The organism is Enterobacter sp. MGH 16, assembly GCF_000493175.1.
GTDB lineage: Bacteria > Pseudomonadota > Gammaproteobacteria > Enterobacterales > Enterobacteriaceae > Enterobacter > Enterobacter roggenkampii.
Map to the genome: position 1 here is coordinate 386,816 of NZ_KI535695.1, position 16,571 is coordinate 403,386.

Below are 16,571 nucleotides of genomic sequence, written 5' to 3' on the forward strand. Positions count from 1 at the left end.
TTAACCCCAGAGTTTTTCCAGCTCATACAGGCGACGGCTCTCTTCCTGCATGACGTGGACAATCACATCGCCGAGATCGACAACCACCCAGTCAGCCGTCGCTTCACCTTCAACGCCGAGCGGCAACAGCCCTGCAGCACGTGATTCCTGTACCACGTGATCGGCAATTGAAACAACATGACGTGTGGACGTACCGGTGCAGATGATCATGCAGTCGGTAATACTGGATTTACCCTTAACGTCGATAGCGATGATGTCCTGACCTTTCAGGTCATCAATTTTGTCAATAACAAAATCCTGGAGTGCTTTACCCTGCAAGTTTTCCCCCTGGGGTGAATGAGATTGTAAAACGTTGAATTCGTAGCCAGACAGTATACCTGAACTCATGCCTGTATCGGGACAAAAGTCTCCGGTCGGGCTTTTGAAGGCGGGTATCATCCCACCCTCTGCCTGAGATTGCATCGCCATTTTTGTAAAACAATTTCTGTAAAGCAATCATCGGCGGGAAAGTCTGGCAGCGGAGAATAACAGTATGGCTTACCCTGTCAAGGCAGGATAAACAATAAGCCGCTTTTTATGCCCTCCGGCTATTCATCTGCGCTTTTCTGATACAAACCATGCGTATGGATATAGGCCAGCACCGGTGCGGGGAGCAGATCGTCACACGCTAAACCCTGCTGTAAGCGCTCGCGAATGAGGGTTGCAGAGATATCGAACCACGGCGTTTCGGCCAGATAAATCTTCCCGGCAGGCTGAGTGTGAAGATCTTCAACATTGGCGGTGAGATGATCTTCCAGCCACTGCTGGTACTGCGCTTCGCGCATGGTCAGCGGATAGCCAGGACGGCGGCAGACGAGCAGGTGGCTGTTCTCCAGAATGGTTTCATATTTATGCCATGTGGGGAAGTTCAGCAGGGAGTCCTGTCCGATGATAAAAGCCAGCGGCTGGTCTGGACCTTGTTCTGCGCGCCATTCCTGAAGCGTCTGCGAGGTCCAGGAGGGCGTATCGCGACGCAGCTCACGCTCGTCAAGCCGGAAGAGCGGCTTATCTGCGATGGCCAGGGCAAGCATCTCTTTTCGCTGCTCGCTGGTCGCCTCGGGCTGTGGACGGTGGGGCGGGACATTATTCGGCATGATGGTGACGCGCTGAAGGCCGATCAGATTCGCCAGAATTTCAACCGGCTTCAGATGCCCGTAGTGTACCGGGTCGAAGGTGCCGCCATACAGGGCCTGTAAAGAGTGCATACTATCCATCAATAAAAACGTCTGCCAGCGCCTTGTGGCAGAGCAGCAGGGAAAGGCTTTCCAGCTCAGCCCAGACCGACTGGCCGTAATCTTGTTTTAACGTGAGTTCGGCGCGCATCAGAAGCTGTACCGCCTGGCGAAGCTGTTCATGACTCAGGCGGTTGATGGCCTCGGAAGTCAAAGCCCGGCGATTTTGCCACACCCGGTGTTTATCAAACAGCGAACGCAAAGGCGTATGGGCAGACTGACGCTTGAGCGTAATCAGCAGCAGCAGTTCGCGCTGCAGCGTACGCAGCAGAATGACCGGTTCGCTCCCTTCGAGGCGCAGCTGCTGCAGAATATGCAGGGCGCGTTTACTTTTTGCCGACAGCAGCGCGTCCACCCAGTGGAACGGCGTGAAGTGCGCCGCGTCGTTAACGGCCTGCTCGACGCGCGGCAAGGTCAGCTTGCCATCCGGCCAGAGCAGGGAGAGTCTGTCCAGCGCCTGCGCCAGGGCCAGCAGGTTACCTTCATAGCAGTAGCAGAGCAGCTGGTTCGCCGCATCATCCAGCTGAAGGTTGTGCTGCTTCGCTCTCGCGGCGACCCATTTAGGCAGATGCGCCTGCTCAGGCGTCTGACAGGTGACCAGCACCGCGTGGGGCGCGAGTTGGGTAAACCATGCCGCGTTTTCCTGCGCTTTGGTCAGCTTGTTGCCACGCACAATCAGGATCAGATCGCTGTGTAAGAGGCTGACCAGCGTAGCGAGCTGCTCGTTCATCGCCGCGTTAGGCCCGTTTTCCGGCAGCAGGATCTGAATCGTCTGGCGTGATGCGAACAGGCTCATCGCCTGACAGAGCGAGAAGAGGGCGTTCCAGTCGGTATTGTTATCCAACTGGACGGTGTGGTGTTCATCAAAGCCCTGCGCGGCGGCGACATGCCGCACGGCATCCAGGCTTTCCTGAAGTAATAACGGATCGTTTCCAAGAAGCAGATACGCCGCGCGCAGCCCTTCATTGAGCTGCGCGCGGAGTTGTTCAGGATACAGCCTGATCATCATTTACCCAGAGAGTTAGCAGCAGGAAGCGTGCCATCAACCGGTTTATCAACAATGTCAGATCCTTGTTTGGTTGACGCTGCAATACTTGGCAGTTTACGGATCAGCTGCTCCGCCGCCTTGTCGTACATTTCGTTGATGATAATCTGCTGTTCGGCATCTTTTGCCAGCGCCGTCTGCGGATTATCGAAGAACGAACGGTACACTTTCGTGCTGATCGGATAGATATCTTTACCCGGGATCAGGACTGCCGCGTTGACCGTCAACACCATTTGATACTCTGCGGTACGGCCATCCTGGAAGATAGACGCAGTGTCTCTCGACAGACCACTTCCTGTCACACGCAGAGACGGTACATCCTGACGCAGCGTCTGTTTCTCAACAAGCTCAACGCCGTTCAGACGCAGCTGATTGCGAATTGCCCGGCTGAGTGGACCGTTCGGATCTCCGGAATCAAAGATCATGGTTTTCATCTGAGCAGGCACCGCCGTGGTATTGCGCAGGTGCCAGCCGCAGCCAGCGGTGACAAGCACCGCCAGAGATAAGAGTATTGTTGCCAGTTGTCGCACGTTTCCTCCCGCGCTTAGCCAACGACCAGATTCAGCAGTTTACCAGGTACGTAGATCACTTTACGTACGGTAACGCCCTCAAGATATTTAGCGACCAGTGGTTCCTGGCCCGCGCGCTCGCGAACCTGTTCTTCGGTTGCATCGACCGCCACGGTAATTTTACCGCGGACTTTACCGTTCACCTGGACCACGACCAGCGTGGTGTTTTCCACCATCGCGGCTTCGTCAGCCTGCGGCCACGGCGCGTTGTCGATATCGCCTTCGCCTTTCAGCTCCTGCCACAGGGTAAAGCTAACGTGCGGCGTGAACGGGTTCAGCATGCGAACGACGGCCAGCAGCGCTTCACGCATTAAGGCACGATCCTGCTCGCCGTCCTGCGGGGCTTTCGCCAGCTTGTTCATCAGTTCCATAATAGCCGCAATTGCGGTATTGAAGGTCTGACGACGACCAATATCATCGGTCACTTTCGCAATGGTTTTATGAACGTCACGACGCAGCGCCTGCTGATCTTCAGTCAGGGCAGCAGCGTTCAGCGCCGGGGCATCGCCCAGTGAGGTGTGCTCGTAAACCAGCTTCCAGACGCGTTTCAGGAAGCGGTTTGCGCCTTCCACGCCAGACTCCTGCCACTCCAGCGTCATGTCTGCCGGAGAGGCAAACATCATGAACAGACGCACGGTATCCGCACCATAACGCTCAACCATCACCTGCGGGTCGATACCGTTGTTTTTCGACTTGGACATTTTGCTCATGCCGGTGTAGACCAGCTCGTGACCTTCAGCGTCTTTCGCCTTCACGATACGGCCCTTCTCGTCGCGCTCAACGATCGCGTCAACCGGAGATACCCAGTTACGCTCGCCGTTCGCCCCGACGTAATAGAAGGCATCCGCCAGCACCATGCCCTGGCACAGCAGCTGTTTTGCAGGTTCGTCAGAGTTCACCATGCCCGCATCGCGCATCAGCTTGTGGAAGAAGCGGAAGTAGAGCAGGTGCATGATGGCGTGTTCGATACCACCGATGTAGATATCTACCGGCAGCCAGTAGTTCGCTGCTTTGGAATCCAGCATGCCGTCCTGATACTGCGGACAGGTGTAGCGAGCATAGTACCAGGACGACTCCATAAAGGTGTCAAAGGTGTCGGTTTCGCGCAGCGCGGGCTGACCGTTGACGGTGGTTTTTGCCCACTCAGGATCGGCTTTGATCGGGCTGGTGATACCGTCCATGACCACGTCTTCCGGCAGGATCACCGGCAGCTGATCTTCCGGCGTTGGCATCACGGTGCCATCTTCCAGCGTCACCATTGGAATTGGCGCACCCCAGTAACGCTGACGGGAAACGCCCCAGTCGCGCAGACGGAAGTTAACTTTACGCTCGCCCACGCCAAGGGAGGCCAGCTTGTCGGCGATAGCGTTGAAGCCCTCTTCGAAGCTCAGACCGTTGAACTCGCCGGAGTTGAACAAGGTCCCTTTTTCGGTCAGCGCTTGTTCGGACAGGTCTGGTTCAGAACCGTCAGCCGTCAGAATAACAGGCTTGATGGTCAGGCCATATTTAGTGGCAAATTCATAGTCGCGCTGGTCGTGACCTGGAACAGCCATCACGGCGCCTGTGCCGTATTCCATCAGTACGAAGTTGGCGGCCCAGACAGGGATCGCTTCGCCCGTCAGTGGGTGAATGGCCTTAAAGCCGGTATCAACCCCTTTTTTCTCCATCGTTGCCATATCGGCTTCTGCCACTTTCGTGTTGCGGCACTCGTCGATGAAGGTAGCCAGTTCCGGATTGTTTTCTGCCGCTTTCTGCGCCAGCGGGTGTCCTGCGGCCACGGCCAGGTAGGTCGCGCCCATGAAGGTGTCCGGACGGGTGGTGTAGACGGTCAGGGTCTGGTCGTAGTTCTCAACGTTGAAGGTAATTTCCACGCCTTCAGAACGGCCGATCCAGTTGCGCTGCATGGTCTTAACGGTATCTGGCCAGTGGTCCAGATTATCCAGATCGTTCAGCAGCTCATCAGCGTAAGCGGTGATTTTAATAAACCACTGCGGGATCTCTTTACGCTCCACTTTGGTATCACAGCGCCAGCAGCAGCCATCGATAACCTGTTCGTTCGCGAGAACGGTCTGGTCATTCGGGCACCAGTTAACGGCAGAGGTCTTCTTGTACACCAGGCCTTTTTTGTACAGCTCAGTGAAGAATTTCTGTTCCCAGCGGTAATATTCCGGGGTACAGGTTGCCAGCTCGCGGCTCCAGTCATAGCCAAAGCCCAGCATTTTGAGCTGGTTTTTCATGTACGCGATGTTGTCGTACGTCCACGGTGCCGGCGCCGTATTGTTTTTGACCGCCGCGCCTTCCGCAGGCAGACCGAACGCATCCCAACCGATGGGTTGCAGAACGTTTTTGCCCAGCATGCGCTGGTAGCGCGCAATCACATCACCGATGGTGTAGTTACGCACGTGGCCCATGTGTAGTCGACCAGAAGGATAGGGAAGCATCGACAGGCAGTAATACTTCTCTTTGCTCTCGTCTTCGGTTACTTCAAAGGTGCGCTTCTCGTCCCAGTGTTGCTGGACTTTTGATTCTATCTCTTCCGGGCGGTATTGCTCTTGCATGGCAGCCAGTGGTCCTGTGTTCAATACAGCTACAAATGTAGCCAATGGATGTGGTAATTCAGATCCGCATAGCATAGCCCAAACGCCCGCGTCAAAACAGCCTTTCGCACAAATGCGCTTTGCAGGAATTTACCGGGTCTGTGCTTCACCTGACAAAGCGGCGCTGAAATAAGGTCTATTATTAGAAATAGTTACTTACCCGGGAGGCAAAATGATGAACAAGGTTGCTCAATTTTACCGCGAACTGGTGGCGACACTGACGGAACGGCTGCGTAACGGCGAGCGTGATATCGACGCGCTGGTGGAGCAGGCGCGTGCCCGCGTGTCGCAAACGGGTGAGTTAACGCGAACCGAAGTGGAAGAGGTGACCCGCGCCGTGCGTCGCGATCTGGAAGAGTTCGCGCGCAGCTACCAGGAAAGCCATGAGGAGGTCACGGACAGCGTTTTCATGCGGGTGATCAAAGAGAGCCTGTGGCAGGAGCTGGCCGATATCACCGATAAAACGCAGCTGGAGTGGCGTGAAGTCTTTCAGGATTTAAACCACCACGGTGTGTACCACAGCGGTGAAGTGGTCGGGCTGGGAAATCTGGTGTGCGAGAATTGCCACCATCATATTGCAGTGTATACGCCGGAGGTCCTGTCGCTGTGTCCGAAATGCGGCCACGATCAGTTCCAGCGTCGGCCGTTTGAACCCTAGGTAAAAGCGCAGGTTTGCGCCCTCTCCCCGTGGGAGAGGGCATCAGGCCGCACTACGCATTATAGTAAGCCAGCCTCTCCGCCAGCAAATCCACAAACGCCTCACGGTCAATATCCACCATCACCGTGGTATTCGGCTTATTTCCCGTCAGCGAGTAGTAGTCCACCACCGTCATCCCCTGGGTGTATTTCCCCTGAGTTTCGACGCCAACCCACCTGTGGACCGTGGTAAACATCTCCGGCTTTAACAGCCAGGCAATGGTGCACGGATCGTGCAGCGGCGCACCGTGGAATCCCCATTTCTCGGCTTTGTGATACTCCATAAAGAAGTCGAGCAGCTCAGCCACGGTTGTCGCGACCGGATTGCCAACGGAGCGGAAGCGCTCAATGTCGTCTGCCATAATCTGCGCGCGATGCGTCACGTCCAGCCCTGCCATCACAACTGGCAGGCCCGACTGGAAGACGATTTCCGCTGCTTCCGGATCGACAAAAATGTTGAACTCTGCGGAAGGCGTCCAGTTTCCCAGGCCCATAGCCCCGCCCATGATGACGATACGAGCGATTTTGCTGTGCAGTTCAGGATGGCTGTTCAGCAGCAGCGCGACGTTGGTTTGCGGTCCCGTTGCCACCAGGGTGACGGGTTCCGCGCTCTCGCGCAGCACCTTTGCCATCAGCTCCACGGCGGTGCAGCTTTGCGGCGTGAAGCCAGGTTCCGGCAGCGCCGGACCGTCCAGCCCGCTTTCGCCATGCACGTTATCCGCAATAATTAATTCACGCATCAGGGGCTTGAGGGCGCCGCCGGCGACAGGAATATCCGTGCGCTTGAGCAGCGTCAGCATGCGCAAAACGTTACGCAGGGTTTTATCCGGCGTCTGGTTTCCGGCAGAAGAGGTGACGGCTTTGACGTCGAGCTCGGGGGAGGCAAGTGCAAGGACGAGCGCGATCGCGTCATCATGACCCGGGTCGCAATCGAAAATTATAGGTTGTGCCATAGCGTTCTCCATTCATAGCGTTATTTTGTGACAAGGTTAACGCTGCAATGGGGCACCGACGAGAAGAAGTGAGCGAAAGCGTGAGGCAGTGCGCAATCCGCAGATTGCGCACTGAGAAGGTTAGTGCAGGATTTTCGCGAGGAAATCTTTCGCACGTTCCGATTTCGGGTTGGCGAAGAACTCCTCTTTCGGGGAATCTTCAACAATTTTCCCTTCGTCCATGAAGATCACGCGGTTGGCCACCTTGCGGGCGAAGCCCATTTCGTGGGTCACCACCATCATGGTCATCCCTTCATGCGCCAGTTCGACCATTACGTCCAGCACTTCGTTGATCATCTCCGGATCGAGCGCCGACGTGGGCTCGTCAAACAGCATCGCCACGGGATCCATGCACAGCGCACGGGCGATCGCCACACGCTGCTGCTGGCCGCCGGAAAGCTGTGCCGGGAACTTATCGGCATGAGCCGCGAGGCCAACGCGTTCCAGGAGCTTCAGGCCTTTCTCGCGCGACGCTTTTTTATCACGCTTGAGCACTTTCACCTGGGCCAGCGTCAGGTTCTCAATAATGGAGAGGTGAGGGAACAGCTCAAAATGCTGGAACACCATGCCAACGTGAGAGCGAAGCTGAGCAAGATTGGTTTTCTTGTCGTTGACTTTGGTGCCGTTGACGACGATCTCACCCTGCTGGACCGGCTCCAGTCCGTTAACGGTTTTGATCAGCGTCGATTTACCGGAACCGGACGGTCCGCACACCACTACCACGTCGCCTTTTTTCACTTCGGTGGAGCAGTCGGTCAGCACCTGAAAGTGCCCATACCATTTCGAAACATTTTTCAGGGAAATCATTGTACCGTCCTTTTCTTCAGCCAACTGACCAACAGCGACGCGCTTAAACTAATCACAAAATAGACCGCTCCCGCAAAGAGCACCATCTCAACCTGCGTACCATCACGCTCACCGATGGTGGACGCGGTACGGAAGAAGTCTGCCAGGCTCAGCACGTAGACCAGGGACGTATCCTGGAACAGCACAATTCCCTGGGTCAGCAGGAGCGGAACCATGGCGCGAAACGCCTGCGGCAGAATAATGAGTTGCATGGACTGCCAGTGCGTCATCCCCAGCGCCAGCGCGGCGCTGGATTGCCCGCGGGAGATACTCTGAATGCCTGCACGGATAATCTCAGAGTAGTAAGCGGCCTCAAACATTGAGAACGCCACCATCGCCGAGATCAGACGGATGTCGGTTTTCGGCGACAGCCCCAGCACGTTTTGCAGGAAGCCGGGCACGATCAGGTAAAACCACAGCAGCACCATTACCAGCGGGATGGAGCGGAACACGTTAACGTAGGCGGTAGCAAACCAGGCGAGCGGCTTAAAGCTCGACAGGCGCATAACGGCCAGCAGGGTGCCCCAGACGATACCGACGATAATGGCAATGACGGTGATTTTTAAGGTAATCATCAGTCCATCAAGCAGGTAAGGCATGGATGGAACGATAGAACTCCAGTCAAATTCGTACATTATTTGCCCCCCATGTTGCCCGGCAGGCGAATTTTGCGTTCAACCAGGTTCATCACCAGCATGATGAAAGCGTTAATCAGAACGTAGGCGAGCGTGATCGCGGTGAAGGATTCCCACGCGTGAGCGGAGTAATCCAGCAGCTTGCCCGCCTGCGCGGCCATATCGACCAGGCCGATGGTCGAGGCGATGGCCGAGTTTTTCACCAGGTTCATCATCTCGGAGGTCATCGGCGGAACGATGACGCGGTAGGCGTTAGGCAGCAGCACGTAGCGGTAGGTCTGTGGCAGGGTTAACCCCATCGCCAGACCCGCATTTTTTTGTCCGCGGGGTAATGACTGAATGGCGGCACGCACCTGCTCGCAAACGCGCGCAGCGGTAAACAGCCCCAGACACATCATGGAGGAGACAAAGAACTGCACATTCGGATCCAGTTCCGACTTGAACCACATGCCAATATTTTCCGGCAGCAGTTCCGGGATAACCAGATACCAGGTAAAGAATTGCACGATCAGCGGAACGTTACGGAACAGTTCCACGTACAGGGTGCCGAGTGTTGAAAGAAAACGGTTAGGGACGGTGCGCAGAATACCGAACAGAGAACCGACAAGAAACGCGATGATCCACGCCGTTATCGATAATGCCACGGTGACCTGAAAGCCGCTCCACAGCCAGCCAAGATAGGTGGTGTTGCCGAACGGGGCTTGTTGCAGGAATATGCCCCAGTTCCAGTCGATTGACATAATAAACTCCAGAAAAAAAAGGGTAGCAGCGCTACCCTCGAAGATTGGTGAGAAGCTCATTTTTCGCGCTGAGTGGGGAACGACCACTCAACGTATAGTCTGTCCATGCTTCCCGACAATCGAGAGGGCAGGAGATCCCGCCCCTGTTGTTCTAATTAGTTAAGAGCCTTGTCATTTGGAGATTTGAACAGCGCTTTCATGTCGTCTGACAGTTCAAAATTCATGTTCAGGTTTTTTGGTGGAATCGGGTTCTTGAACCATTTGTCGAACCATTTTTCCGCTTCGCCTGAGGTCTGCACCTGGGCGATGGTGTCATCGATCAGCTTTTTGAACTGCGGATCGTCTTTACGCAGCATACAGCCGTAGGCTTCTTTCGACTGCGCGGTACCGACGATATCCCAGTTGTCTGGTTTCTTCGCTTTCGCACGCTCGCCTGCCAGCAGGGCGTCGTCCATCATAAACGCGACGGCACGACCGCTTTCCAGGGTACGGAAGGAGTCGCCATGGTCTTTCGCGCTGATGATGCGCATATCCATTTTCTTCTCGTCGTTCAGCTTGTGCAGCAGCACTTCAGACGTGGTCCCGGAGGTGACAACGACCGCTTTCCCTTTCAGGTCAGCGAAGTCTTTGATCTCACCGCCTTTCTTCGTCAGCAGGCGGGTGCCCACAACAAAGATGGTGTCGGAGAAGGCAGCCTGCTTCTGACGCTCGAGGTTGTTGGTGGTGGAGCCACACTCGAAGTCAAAGGTGCCGTTTTGCAGCAGCGGAATACGGTTCTGTGAAGTGATGGGGATCAGCTTCACCTGCAGGTCAGGTTTGTTCAGCTTTTTCTTCACAGCTTCAACGATGGCGTTGGAGTAATCCTGTGAATAGCCCACGACTTTTTGCGTGTTGTCGTAGTAAGAGAACGGGACAGAAGATTCACGGTGGCCGACCACGATAACGCCGTTTTTGGCAATCTTGTCGAGAGTGCTGCCTGCTGCCGGAGCGTCTTCAGCGTGAACCACGCCTGCGGACATCCCCATAACCAGCATTGCTGTGGCCAGTTTACGTAATTGCATACCCAACTCCTTTTTTATCAGCGCCAGCGACGCATTGATACCCATTGTGATGTTGTTATATCTCGCCAATGCGAGTGCAGTGTTATGCAAGCTTGTTAACATTTAGTCTGGCTTAATGTAAAGATTTTGCTGCGTTATTGTTTATTTTTGCGAAGCACGCCGCACCATTCAGAGGCAAATATCTCCCGTTGCACCGTTTCGGTGCTACCGATGATCTACGCTGGTGCGACAAGGTTGCACAGTAAGCCAAACTGCGTTTACCTGAATAAACAAAGCAATAGGCGTGCCAGAATTGAAGTCTGGAGAGAATTGTCGGGTGGCGCTAACGCTTACCCGACCTACAAAAGCGAAACAGTAGGCCGGGTAAGCGTCAGCGCCACCCGGCAGGAAGAGGAGGGATTATCGACGACGCTGGCGCAGGCTCATCAGCACCGCGCCAAAGCCGAACAGCGCGGTCAGGATCCACAGCGGCCAGTTGCCGGTGCGTGCGTACGGCGTCAGCCCGGTGGTAGGCGTGACGTTGGTGGTCAGCACTTCTCGGGTGAACTGCGGGATCATAGCCTGGATTTCACCCTGCGGACCAATCACGGCGGTGATGCCGTTGTTGGTGCTGCGCAGCAGGGGACGGGCCAGCTCCAGGGAGCGCATGCGTGCCATCTGGAAGTGCTGCCACGGGCCGATTGATTTACCAAACCAGGCATCGTTAGAGATGGTCAGCAAATAGTCCGTATCTGGGCGGAAGTTATCGCGCACCTGCTCGCCGAGAATGATTTCGTAGCAGATGGCCGCCGTCAGGGCTGCGCCGTGCGCATGCAGCTGAGGCTGAACGTACGGTCCGCGGCTGAAGGAGGACATCGGCAGATCGAAGAACGGGGCCAGCGGGCGAAGAATTGACTCCAGCGGCACAAATTCACCAAACGGCACCAGGTGGTTCTTGTTGTACCGGTCAGTGGAGTGGTAACTGTATTCGCTGTCTTTGCCGAGCGTAATGATGGTGTTGTAGGTGTCGTAGCGGTTCTGCTGATTCAGACGCGCATCGACAATCCCGGTGATCAGCGTACTGCCACGCGAGAGCAGCAGGTCGTTCATCATGTTGAGGAACGGCTGCTGGTTGATCTCAAGATCGGGAATAGCAGACTCCGGCCAGATAATCAGCTGCGATTTACCCATCACCTCTTCGGTGGCGTTGGCGTAGATCTTCAGCGTATTCAGCAGCTCTTTCTCGTCCCACTTCATCGACTGCGGGATATTCCCCTGCACCATGGAGACCTGCATGGCGCGCGCGGGCTCCGGCGTGAACCAGTGGATATAGCGCAGCGGGAAGGGCAGGGCGAACAGCACCAGCGCCACAGCCAGCGGTTTCCAGCATCGTGAAACCAGCGCTAATACCAGCAGGCCGCTAACGACCATCAGCAGGAAGTTAATGGCCTCAACGCCCATGACCGGCGCCAGGCCTTTCAGCGGGCCGTCAATCTGACTGTAGCCGAACTGCAGCCACGGGAAGCCGGTCAGCACCCAGCCGCGCAGGAATTCGGTGATCTGCCAGACCACCGGCGCGGCAATGGCGACGCGCAGCCAGGTGGTTTTGGGCCACAGGCGAGAAAGGATGCCGGCGAACAGACCGGTATAGAGCGAGAGATACGCGGCGAGCAGTACCACCAGGAAGACGTTTACCGGGCCCGGCATACCGCCAAACTGCGCGATGCTGACGTAGACCCAGTTAATACCTGAGCCAAACAGCCCCAGTCCCCAGAAGTAGCCAATAGCGGCAGCCTGTACCGGACGACGGTTCAGGGTCAAACCCTGAAGCCCCATCAGGGAGAGAACGGCCGCAGGCCAGATATCGTAAGGAGAAAAAGCCAGCGTACCGCTGGCTCCGAGTAACAGCGCCAGCAGCAAACGGACGCGCTGGCGTTCAAGCAATGGGGCAAATGCCATTTACATTAATCTTCCAGTTTTGGCACCGGTGAGTCGTCCGGCGTTCTGACGTGAACCTGTATAATACGTCGGCTGTCGGCCATGGCTACTTTGAACTGGTAACCGTCGATGTCAACGGTCTCTCCGCGTGCCGGGAGGTGGCCAAAGGCCTGCATCACCAGCCCGCCAATGGTATCGACCTCTTCATCGCTGAAGTGGGTCCCGAAGGCGTCGTTGAAGTCCTCAATGGAGGCCAGCGCCCGCACGGTCCAGGTGTGGCGGCTGAGCTGACGGAAGTCGATATCCTCTTCTTCGTCATACTCATCTTCGATTTCGCCCACGATCAGCTCAAGGATATCCTCGATCGTGACCAGACCGGAGACGCCACCAAATTCATCAATAACAATCGCCATGTGGTAACGCTGAGAGCGAAACTCTTTCAGCATCCGATCCACACGTTTACTTTCCGGCACAACCACGGCCTGGCGTAACACTTTTTCCATGCTGAAGGCTTCGGCATCGCTGCGCATAAACGGCAGCAGATCTTTCGCCATCAAAATCCCTTCGATGTGATCTTTGTCTTCGCTGATGACCGGGAAACGCGAGTGGGCGGATTCGATGATGACATCGAGACACTCGTCCAGGGTCTGGTTACGTTTCAGGGTGATCATCTGCGAGCGGGGAATCATGATATCGCGAACGCGCTGGTCGGCGATGTCCATAACCCCTTCGAGCATTTCGCGCGTATCTTCGTCGATAAGGTCGTTTTGCCCGGAATCACGAATCAGCTCCAGCAGTTCATCACGGTTTTTCGGTTCGCCGTGGAAAAGCTGGTTCAGAATGAGGGAGAAAAATCCCTTTTTACTGGTTGTCGTGTCGCTACTGTGTGAATTGTCGTCGCTCATGGCGTTTGTTAAGGGTTCTCTTGTTAGTTCAATGTTTACCGCCACGCGATGTCCTTTCGTGGCGGCAGGGGAGTCAGTCCGGTGACTGACTATTCTTTCTCGGCAATGTACGGATCCTCATAGCCCAGAGCAAGCATTATCTCTGTCTCGAGGGACTCCATCTCTTCCGCTTCGTCGTCTTCAATATGATCGTAGCCGAGCAGATGCAGGCTGCCGTGTACCACCATGTGCGCCCAGTGGGCTTCAAGCGGTTTCTGCTGCTCTTTAGCTTCCTGTTCAACCACCTGGCGGCAGATGATCAGATCGCCCAACAGCGGCATCTCGATGCCCGGCGGGGCTTCGAACGGGAAAGAGAGCACGTTGGTCGGCTTATCTTTCCCGCGATAGGTCAGGTTAAGCTCATGGCTTTCTGCTTCATCCACCAGGCGAATCGTGACTTCTGATTCTTCCTGAAACTGCGGGATAACGGCATCCAGCCATTTCTGAAACTGTGCCTCATCTGGCATGCCGGAATTGTCTTCACAGGCCAGCTGTAAATCGAGGATCACCTGACTCATTTCTGTTCTTGCTCCTGCGCTTCGCGCTTACGTTCTGCGGCCAGTTCGGCCTTACGCTTCTGATCTGCCTCTTCCCAGGCTTCATAAGCGTTAACGATACGCGCGACCACCGGGTGGCGTACCACGTCTTCACTGTGGAAGAAGTTAAAGCTGATTTCATCGACCTCGGCGAGCACTTCGATGGCGTGGCGCAGGCCCGATTTGGTGCTGCGCGGCAGATCGATCTGCGTGACGTCGCCGGTAATCACCGCTTTCGAGTTAAAGCCAATACGCGTCAGGAACATTTTCATCTGTTCGATGGTGGTGTTCTGGCTCTCATCAAGAATGATGAACGCATCGTTCAGCGTACGGCCGCGCATGTAGGCGAGCGGGGCCACTTCGATCACGTTACGCTCAATGAGCTTCTCGACCTTCTCAAAGCCCAGCATTTCAAACAGCGCATCGTATAAAGGACGGAGATACGGGTCGACCTTCTGGCTCAGATCGCCAGGCAGGAAGCCCAGTTTTTCACCGGCTTCAACGGCAGGGCGGGTCAGCAGGATACGCCGGATTTCCTGACGCTCCAGCGCATCGACCGCCGCGGCAACGGCCAGATAGGTTTTACCCGTACCCGCTGGCCCCACGCCGAAGGTGATGTCGTGGTCGAGAATATTGGCGATATACTGCGCCTGGTTTGGCGTACGCGGCTTAATGACGCCACGCTTGGTCTTAATGTTGATTGCCTTGCCATAATCCGGCACGCTCTCCGCGCTCTGCTCAAGCACGCGCGCCTCTTTAATGGCGAGGTGAATCTGCTCCGGTTCGATATCCTGAATTTCGCCGCGCATGGGGGAGGTGTCGACATACAGGCTACGCAGAATGTCCGCAGCGGCGTTGACGCAGATAGGGCGTCCGGTGAGTTTGAAATGATTATCGCGACGATTGATTTCGATACCCAGACGTCGCTCCAGTTGTTTGATGTTGTCATCAAACGGCCCGCACAGGCTCAGCAGGCGAGCGTTGTCTGCTGGCTCAAGGCTAATTTCACGCGTATCTATGTTCAAACTGTTCCTCTTTGATTGATTAACTGACCCGCTGCCACACGGCGCAATAAAACGGTCATTACCGAAATTATTCACGCCACAGAATAAAGGCGCAAGCGTTGCGGAAGATATTGGGGGCGATGAGAGGAAATACAAGGCCTGCCAAAGCGGCAGGCCTGAAGGATTATGGCTGGTAAATCCCAACGCCAGAATCGTTTTCTTTGCGGGTACGCGAGATCACGGATTCCGGTGACTCTGCGATACGCAGGCCCATTTCGTCTTCGGTGCGGACCACTTTCGCGCGCAGCGAGTTGGTCAGCACTTCGACAATCTCGACGTCCACAAATTTACCGATCATATCCGGGGTGCCTTCAAAGTTCACCACGCGGTTATTTTCCGTACGACCAGAGAGTTCCATAATGCTCTTGCGGGAAGTGCCTTCCACCAGAATGCGCTGTACGGTACCGAGCATGCGGCGGCTCCAGGCGTTAGCCTGCTGGTTGATGCGCTCCTGCAGAATATACAGACGCTGCTTTTTCTCTTCTTCCGGTACATCGTCAACCATATCGGCCGCCGGTGTTCCTGGACGCGCAGAGAAGATGAAGCTGTAGCTGACGTCAAAGTTCACTTCGCCGATGAGCTTCATGGTGCGCTCGAAGTCTTCTGCGGTTTCGCCAGGGAAGCCGACGATAAAGTCGGAGCTAATCTGGATATCCGGACGTGCTTCACGCAGCTTACGGATGGTGGATTTGTACTCCAGCACCGTATGGGGACGGCCCATCAGGTTCAGCACGCGGTCAGAGCCACACTGAATCGGCAGGTGCAGGAAGCTCACCAGCTCTGGCGTATCGCGATAAACGTCAATGATGTCATCGGTAAATTCCATCGGATGGCTGGTGGTAAAGCGAATGCGGTCGATGCCGTCAATCGCGGCCACCAGACGCAGCAGCTCAGCAAAGCTGCCGGTCGTGCCGTCGTAGTTCTCACCGCGCCAGGCGTTAACGTTCTGGCCCAGCAGGTTCACTTCGCGCACACCCTGCGCGGCAAGCTGCGCGATTTCAAACAGAATGTCATCTGCCGGGCGGCTGACCTCTTCACCACGGGTGTACGGCACCACGCAGTACGTGCAGTATTTGTTGCAGCCTTCCATGATGGAGACGAAGGCGGTCGGGCCATCGGCACGCGGCTCCGGCAGACGGTCAAATTTTTCGATTTCCGGGAAGCTGACGTCAACGACCGGGCTACGGTTGCCACGAACCTGATTGATCATCTCAGGCAGACGGTGCAGGGTCTGAGGGCCAAAGACAATGTCCACATACGGGGCTCTCTGGCGGATCAGCTTGCCTTCCTGCGACGCGACGCAGCCGCCCACGCCGATGATCAGGTCCGGATTTTTTCGTTTGAGAAGTTTCCAGCGGCCTAACACGTGAAAGACTTTTTCCTGCGCTTTTTCACGAATTGAACAGGTGTTCAGCAGCAGCACATCGGCTTCTTTCGCATTTTCAGTCAGCTGGTATCCGTGGGTGGTATCCAGCAGATCGGCCATCTTGGATGAATCGTATTCGTTCATCTGACAGCCCCAGGTTTTTATATGGAGTTTTTTAGTCATCGACTTGCTCAGCTCATGATTGCAAGCCGCGTATTGTAATGCTTTGGTGGGGTTGTGACCAGTATGAAGGTTATGTGTCTCAGGACCGCAAAAATCCGGTAAACTTAAG

General features: G+C 55.6%; 16 protein-coding genes. 1 reads left to right on the forward strand and 15 read right to left on the reverse strand.

Annotated features, from left to right (window positions below):
- From rsfS to leuS, 5 genes are all read right to left on the reverse strand, one after another.
- Complete coding sequence (gene rsfS / locus L362_RS0122685; protein WP_003858696.1) at positions 1 to 318, reverse strand: ribosome silencing factor; 318 nt, start codon at positions 316 to 318, stop codon at positions 1 to 3.
- Between the two features lie 269 nt (positions 319 to 587).
- On the reverse strand, positions 588 to 1,253 hold the full coding sequence (gene nadD / locus L362_RS20865) for a nicotinate-nucleotide adenylyltransferase (protein ID WP_032637604.1): 666 nt from the start codon (positions 1,251 to 1,253) through the stop codon (positions 588 to 590).
- On the reverse strand, positions 1,246 to 2,277 hold the full coding sequence (holA, locus tag L362_RS20860; RefSeq protein ID WP_032637606.1) for a DNA polymerase III subunit delta: 1,032 nt from the start codon (positions 2,275 to 2,277) through the stop codon (positions 1,246 to 1,248). Before holA ends, nadD begins: the two co-directional genes overlap by 8 nt.
- Complete coding sequence (gene lptE, locus L362_RS20855) at positions 2,277 to 2,846, reverse strand: LPS assembly lipoprotein LptE (RefSeq protein ID WP_008501042.1); 570 nt, start codon at positions 2,844 to 2,846, stop codon at positions 2,277 to 2,279. Before lptE ends, holA begins: the two co-directional genes overlap by 1 nt.
- A gap of 14 nt (positions 2,847 to 2,860) precedes the next feature.
- Complete coding sequence (gene leuS / locus L362_RS20850) at positions 2,861 to 5,443, reverse strand: leucine--tRNA ligase (protein ID WP_021242577.1); 2,583 nt, start codon at positions 5,441 to 5,443, stop codon at positions 2,861 to 2,863.
- A 214-nt stretch (positions 5,444 to 5,657) separates the two neighbouring features.
- Here leuS and L362_RS20845 point away from each other — a divergent pair, with 214 nt between their 5' ends.
- Entirely contained in the window at positions 5,658 to 6,140 is a 483-nt protein-coding gene (locus L362_RS20845) for a zinc ribbon-containing protein (RefSeq protein WP_032637969.1), read from the forward strand.
- A gap of 52 nt (positions 6,141 to 6,192) precedes the next feature.
- On the opposite strand, the gene rihA is transcribed toward L362_RS20845, so the two are convergent.
- The 10 genes from rihA to miaB all read right to left on the reverse strand — a co-directional run bounded on the left by rihA (position 6,193) and on the right by miaB (position 16,462).
- On the reverse strand, positions 6,193 to 7,131 hold the full coding sequence (rihA, locus tag L362_RS20840) for a pyrimidine-specific ribonucleoside hydrolase RihA (protein WP_021242576.1): 939 nt from the start codon (positions 7,129 to 7,131) through the stop codon (positions 6,193 to 6,195).
- A 120-nt stretch (positions 7,132 to 7,251) separates the two neighbouring features.
- Positions 7,252 to 7,977 carry an amino acid ABC transporter ATP-binding protein gene (locus tag L362_RS20835; protein ID WP_008501046.1) on the reverse strand — a complete coding sequence of 242 codons (726 nt, stop codon included), beginning with the start codon at positions 7,975 to 7,977 and terminating at the stop codon, positions 7,252 to 7,254.
- Positions 7,974 to 8,651: a glutamate/aspartate ABC transporter permease GltK gene (gene gltK, locus L362_RS20830; protein WP_008501047.1), complete on the reverse strand. Its 678-nt coding sequence runs from the start codon at positions 8,649 to 8,651 to the stop codon at positions 7,974 to 7,976. Before gltK ends, L362_RS20835 begins: the two co-directional genes overlap by 4 nt.
- Positions 8,651 to 9,391 (reverse strand): glutamate/aspartate ABC transporter permease GltJ, encoded by a 741-nt coding sequence (gltJ, locus tag L362_RS20825; RefSeq protein ID WP_008501048.1) that lies wholly within the window; start codon positions 9,389 to 9,391, stop codon positions 8,651 to 8,653. Before gltJ ends, gltK begins: the two co-directional genes overlap by 1 nt.
- 155 nt (positions 9,392 to 9,546) lie before the next feature.
- Entirely contained in the window at positions 9,547 to 10,452 is a 906-nt protein-coding gene (locus L362_RS20820) for an amino acid ABC transporter substrate-binding protein (RefSeq protein ID WP_008501049.1), read from the reverse strand.
- A 399-nt stretch (positions 10,453 to 10,851) separates the two neighbouring features.
- Positions 10,852 to 12,390, reverse strand: coding sequence for an apolipoprotein N-acyltransferase (gene lnt, locus L362_RS20815; RefSeq protein ID WP_023343586.1), 1,539 nt, complete (start codon positions 12,388 to 12,390; stop codon positions 10,852 to 10,854).
- A 5-nt stretch (positions 12,391 to 12,395) separates the two neighbouring features.
- Positions 12,396 to 13,274 (reverse strand): CNNM family magnesium/cobalt transport protein CorC, encoded by an 879-nt coding sequence (corC, locus tag L362_RS20810; RefSeq protein WP_021242574.1) that lies wholly within the window; start codon positions 13,272 to 13,274, stop codon positions 12,396 to 12,398.
- 89 nt (positions 13,275 to 13,363) lie between these two features.
- Positions 13,364 to 13,831, reverse strand: coding sequence for an rRNA maturation RNase YbeY (gene ybeY, locus L362_RS20805; protein WP_008501052.1), 468 nt, complete (start codon positions 13,829 to 13,831; stop codon positions 13,364 to 13,366).
- Positions 13,828 to 14,874 carry a PhoH family protein gene (locus tag L362_RS20800; RefSeq protein ID WP_008501053.1) on the reverse strand — a complete coding sequence of 349 codons (1,047 nt, stop codon included), beginning with the start codon at positions 14,872 to 14,874 and terminating at the stop codon, positions 13,828 to 13,830. The genes ybeY and L362_RS20800 overlap by 4 nt, the downstream gene beginning before the upstream one ends.
- Before the next feature lie 163 nt (positions 14,875 to 15,037).
- On the reverse strand, positions 15,038 to 16,462 hold the full coding sequence (gene miaB, locus L362_RS20795) for a tRNA (N6-isopentenyl adenosine(37)-C2)-methylthiotransferase MiaB (RefSeq protein WP_021242573.1): 1,425 nt from the start codon (positions 16,460 to 16,462) through the stop codon (positions 15,038 to 15,040).
- Positions 16,463 to 16,571: the final 109 nt, after the last annotated feature.

Coding starts and splice junctions, on each gene's coding strand:
- gltJ (WP_008501048.1), bottom strand. CDS start 9,391: ATGTCAATCGACTGGAACTGGGGCATATTCCTGCAACAAGCCCCGTTC.
- nadD (WP_032637604.1), bottom strand. CDS start 1,253: ATGGATAGTATGCACTCTTTACAGGCCCTGTATGGCGGCACCTTCGAC.
- lnt (WP_023343586.1), bottom strand. CDS start 12,390: ATGGCATTTGCCCCATTGCTTGAACGCCAGCGCGTCCGTTTGCTGCTG.
- holA (WP_032637606.1), bottom strand. CDS start 2,277: ATGATCAGGCTGTATCCTGAACAACTCCGCGCGCAGCTCAATGAAGGG.
- corC (WP_021242574.1), bottom strand. CDS start 13,274: ATGAGCGACGACAATTCACACAGTAGCGACACGACAACCAGTAAAAAG.
- rihA (WP_021242576.1), bottom strand. CDS start 7,131: ATGGCACAACCTATAATTTTCGATTGCGACCCGGGTCATGATGACGCG.
- gltK (WP_008501047.1), bottom strand. CDS start 8,651: ATGTACGAATTTGACTGGAGTTCTATCGTTCCATCCATGCCTTACCTG.
- L362_RS20845 (WP_032637969.1), top strand. CDS start 5,658: ATGAACAAGGTTGCTCAATTTTACCGCGAACTGGTGGCGACACTGACG.
- L362_RS20820 (WP_008501049.1), bottom strand. CDS start 10,452: ATGCAATTACGTAAACTGGCCACAGCAATGCTGGTTATGGGGATGTCC.
- L362_RS20835 (WP_008501046.1), bottom strand. CDS start 7,977: ATGATTTCCCTGAAAAATGTTTCGAAATGGTATGGGCACTTTCAGGTG.
- ybeY (WP_008501052.1), bottom strand. CDS start 13,831: ATGAGTCAGGTGATCCTCGATTTACAGCTGGCCTGTGAAGACAATTCC.
- miaB (WP_021242573.1), bottom strand. CDS start 16,462: ATGACTAAAAAACTCCATATAAAAACCTGGGGCTGTCAGATGAACGAA.
- leuS (WP_021242577.1), bottom strand. CDS start 5,443: ATGCAAGAGCAATACCGCCCGGAAGAGATAGAATCAAAAGTCCAGCAA.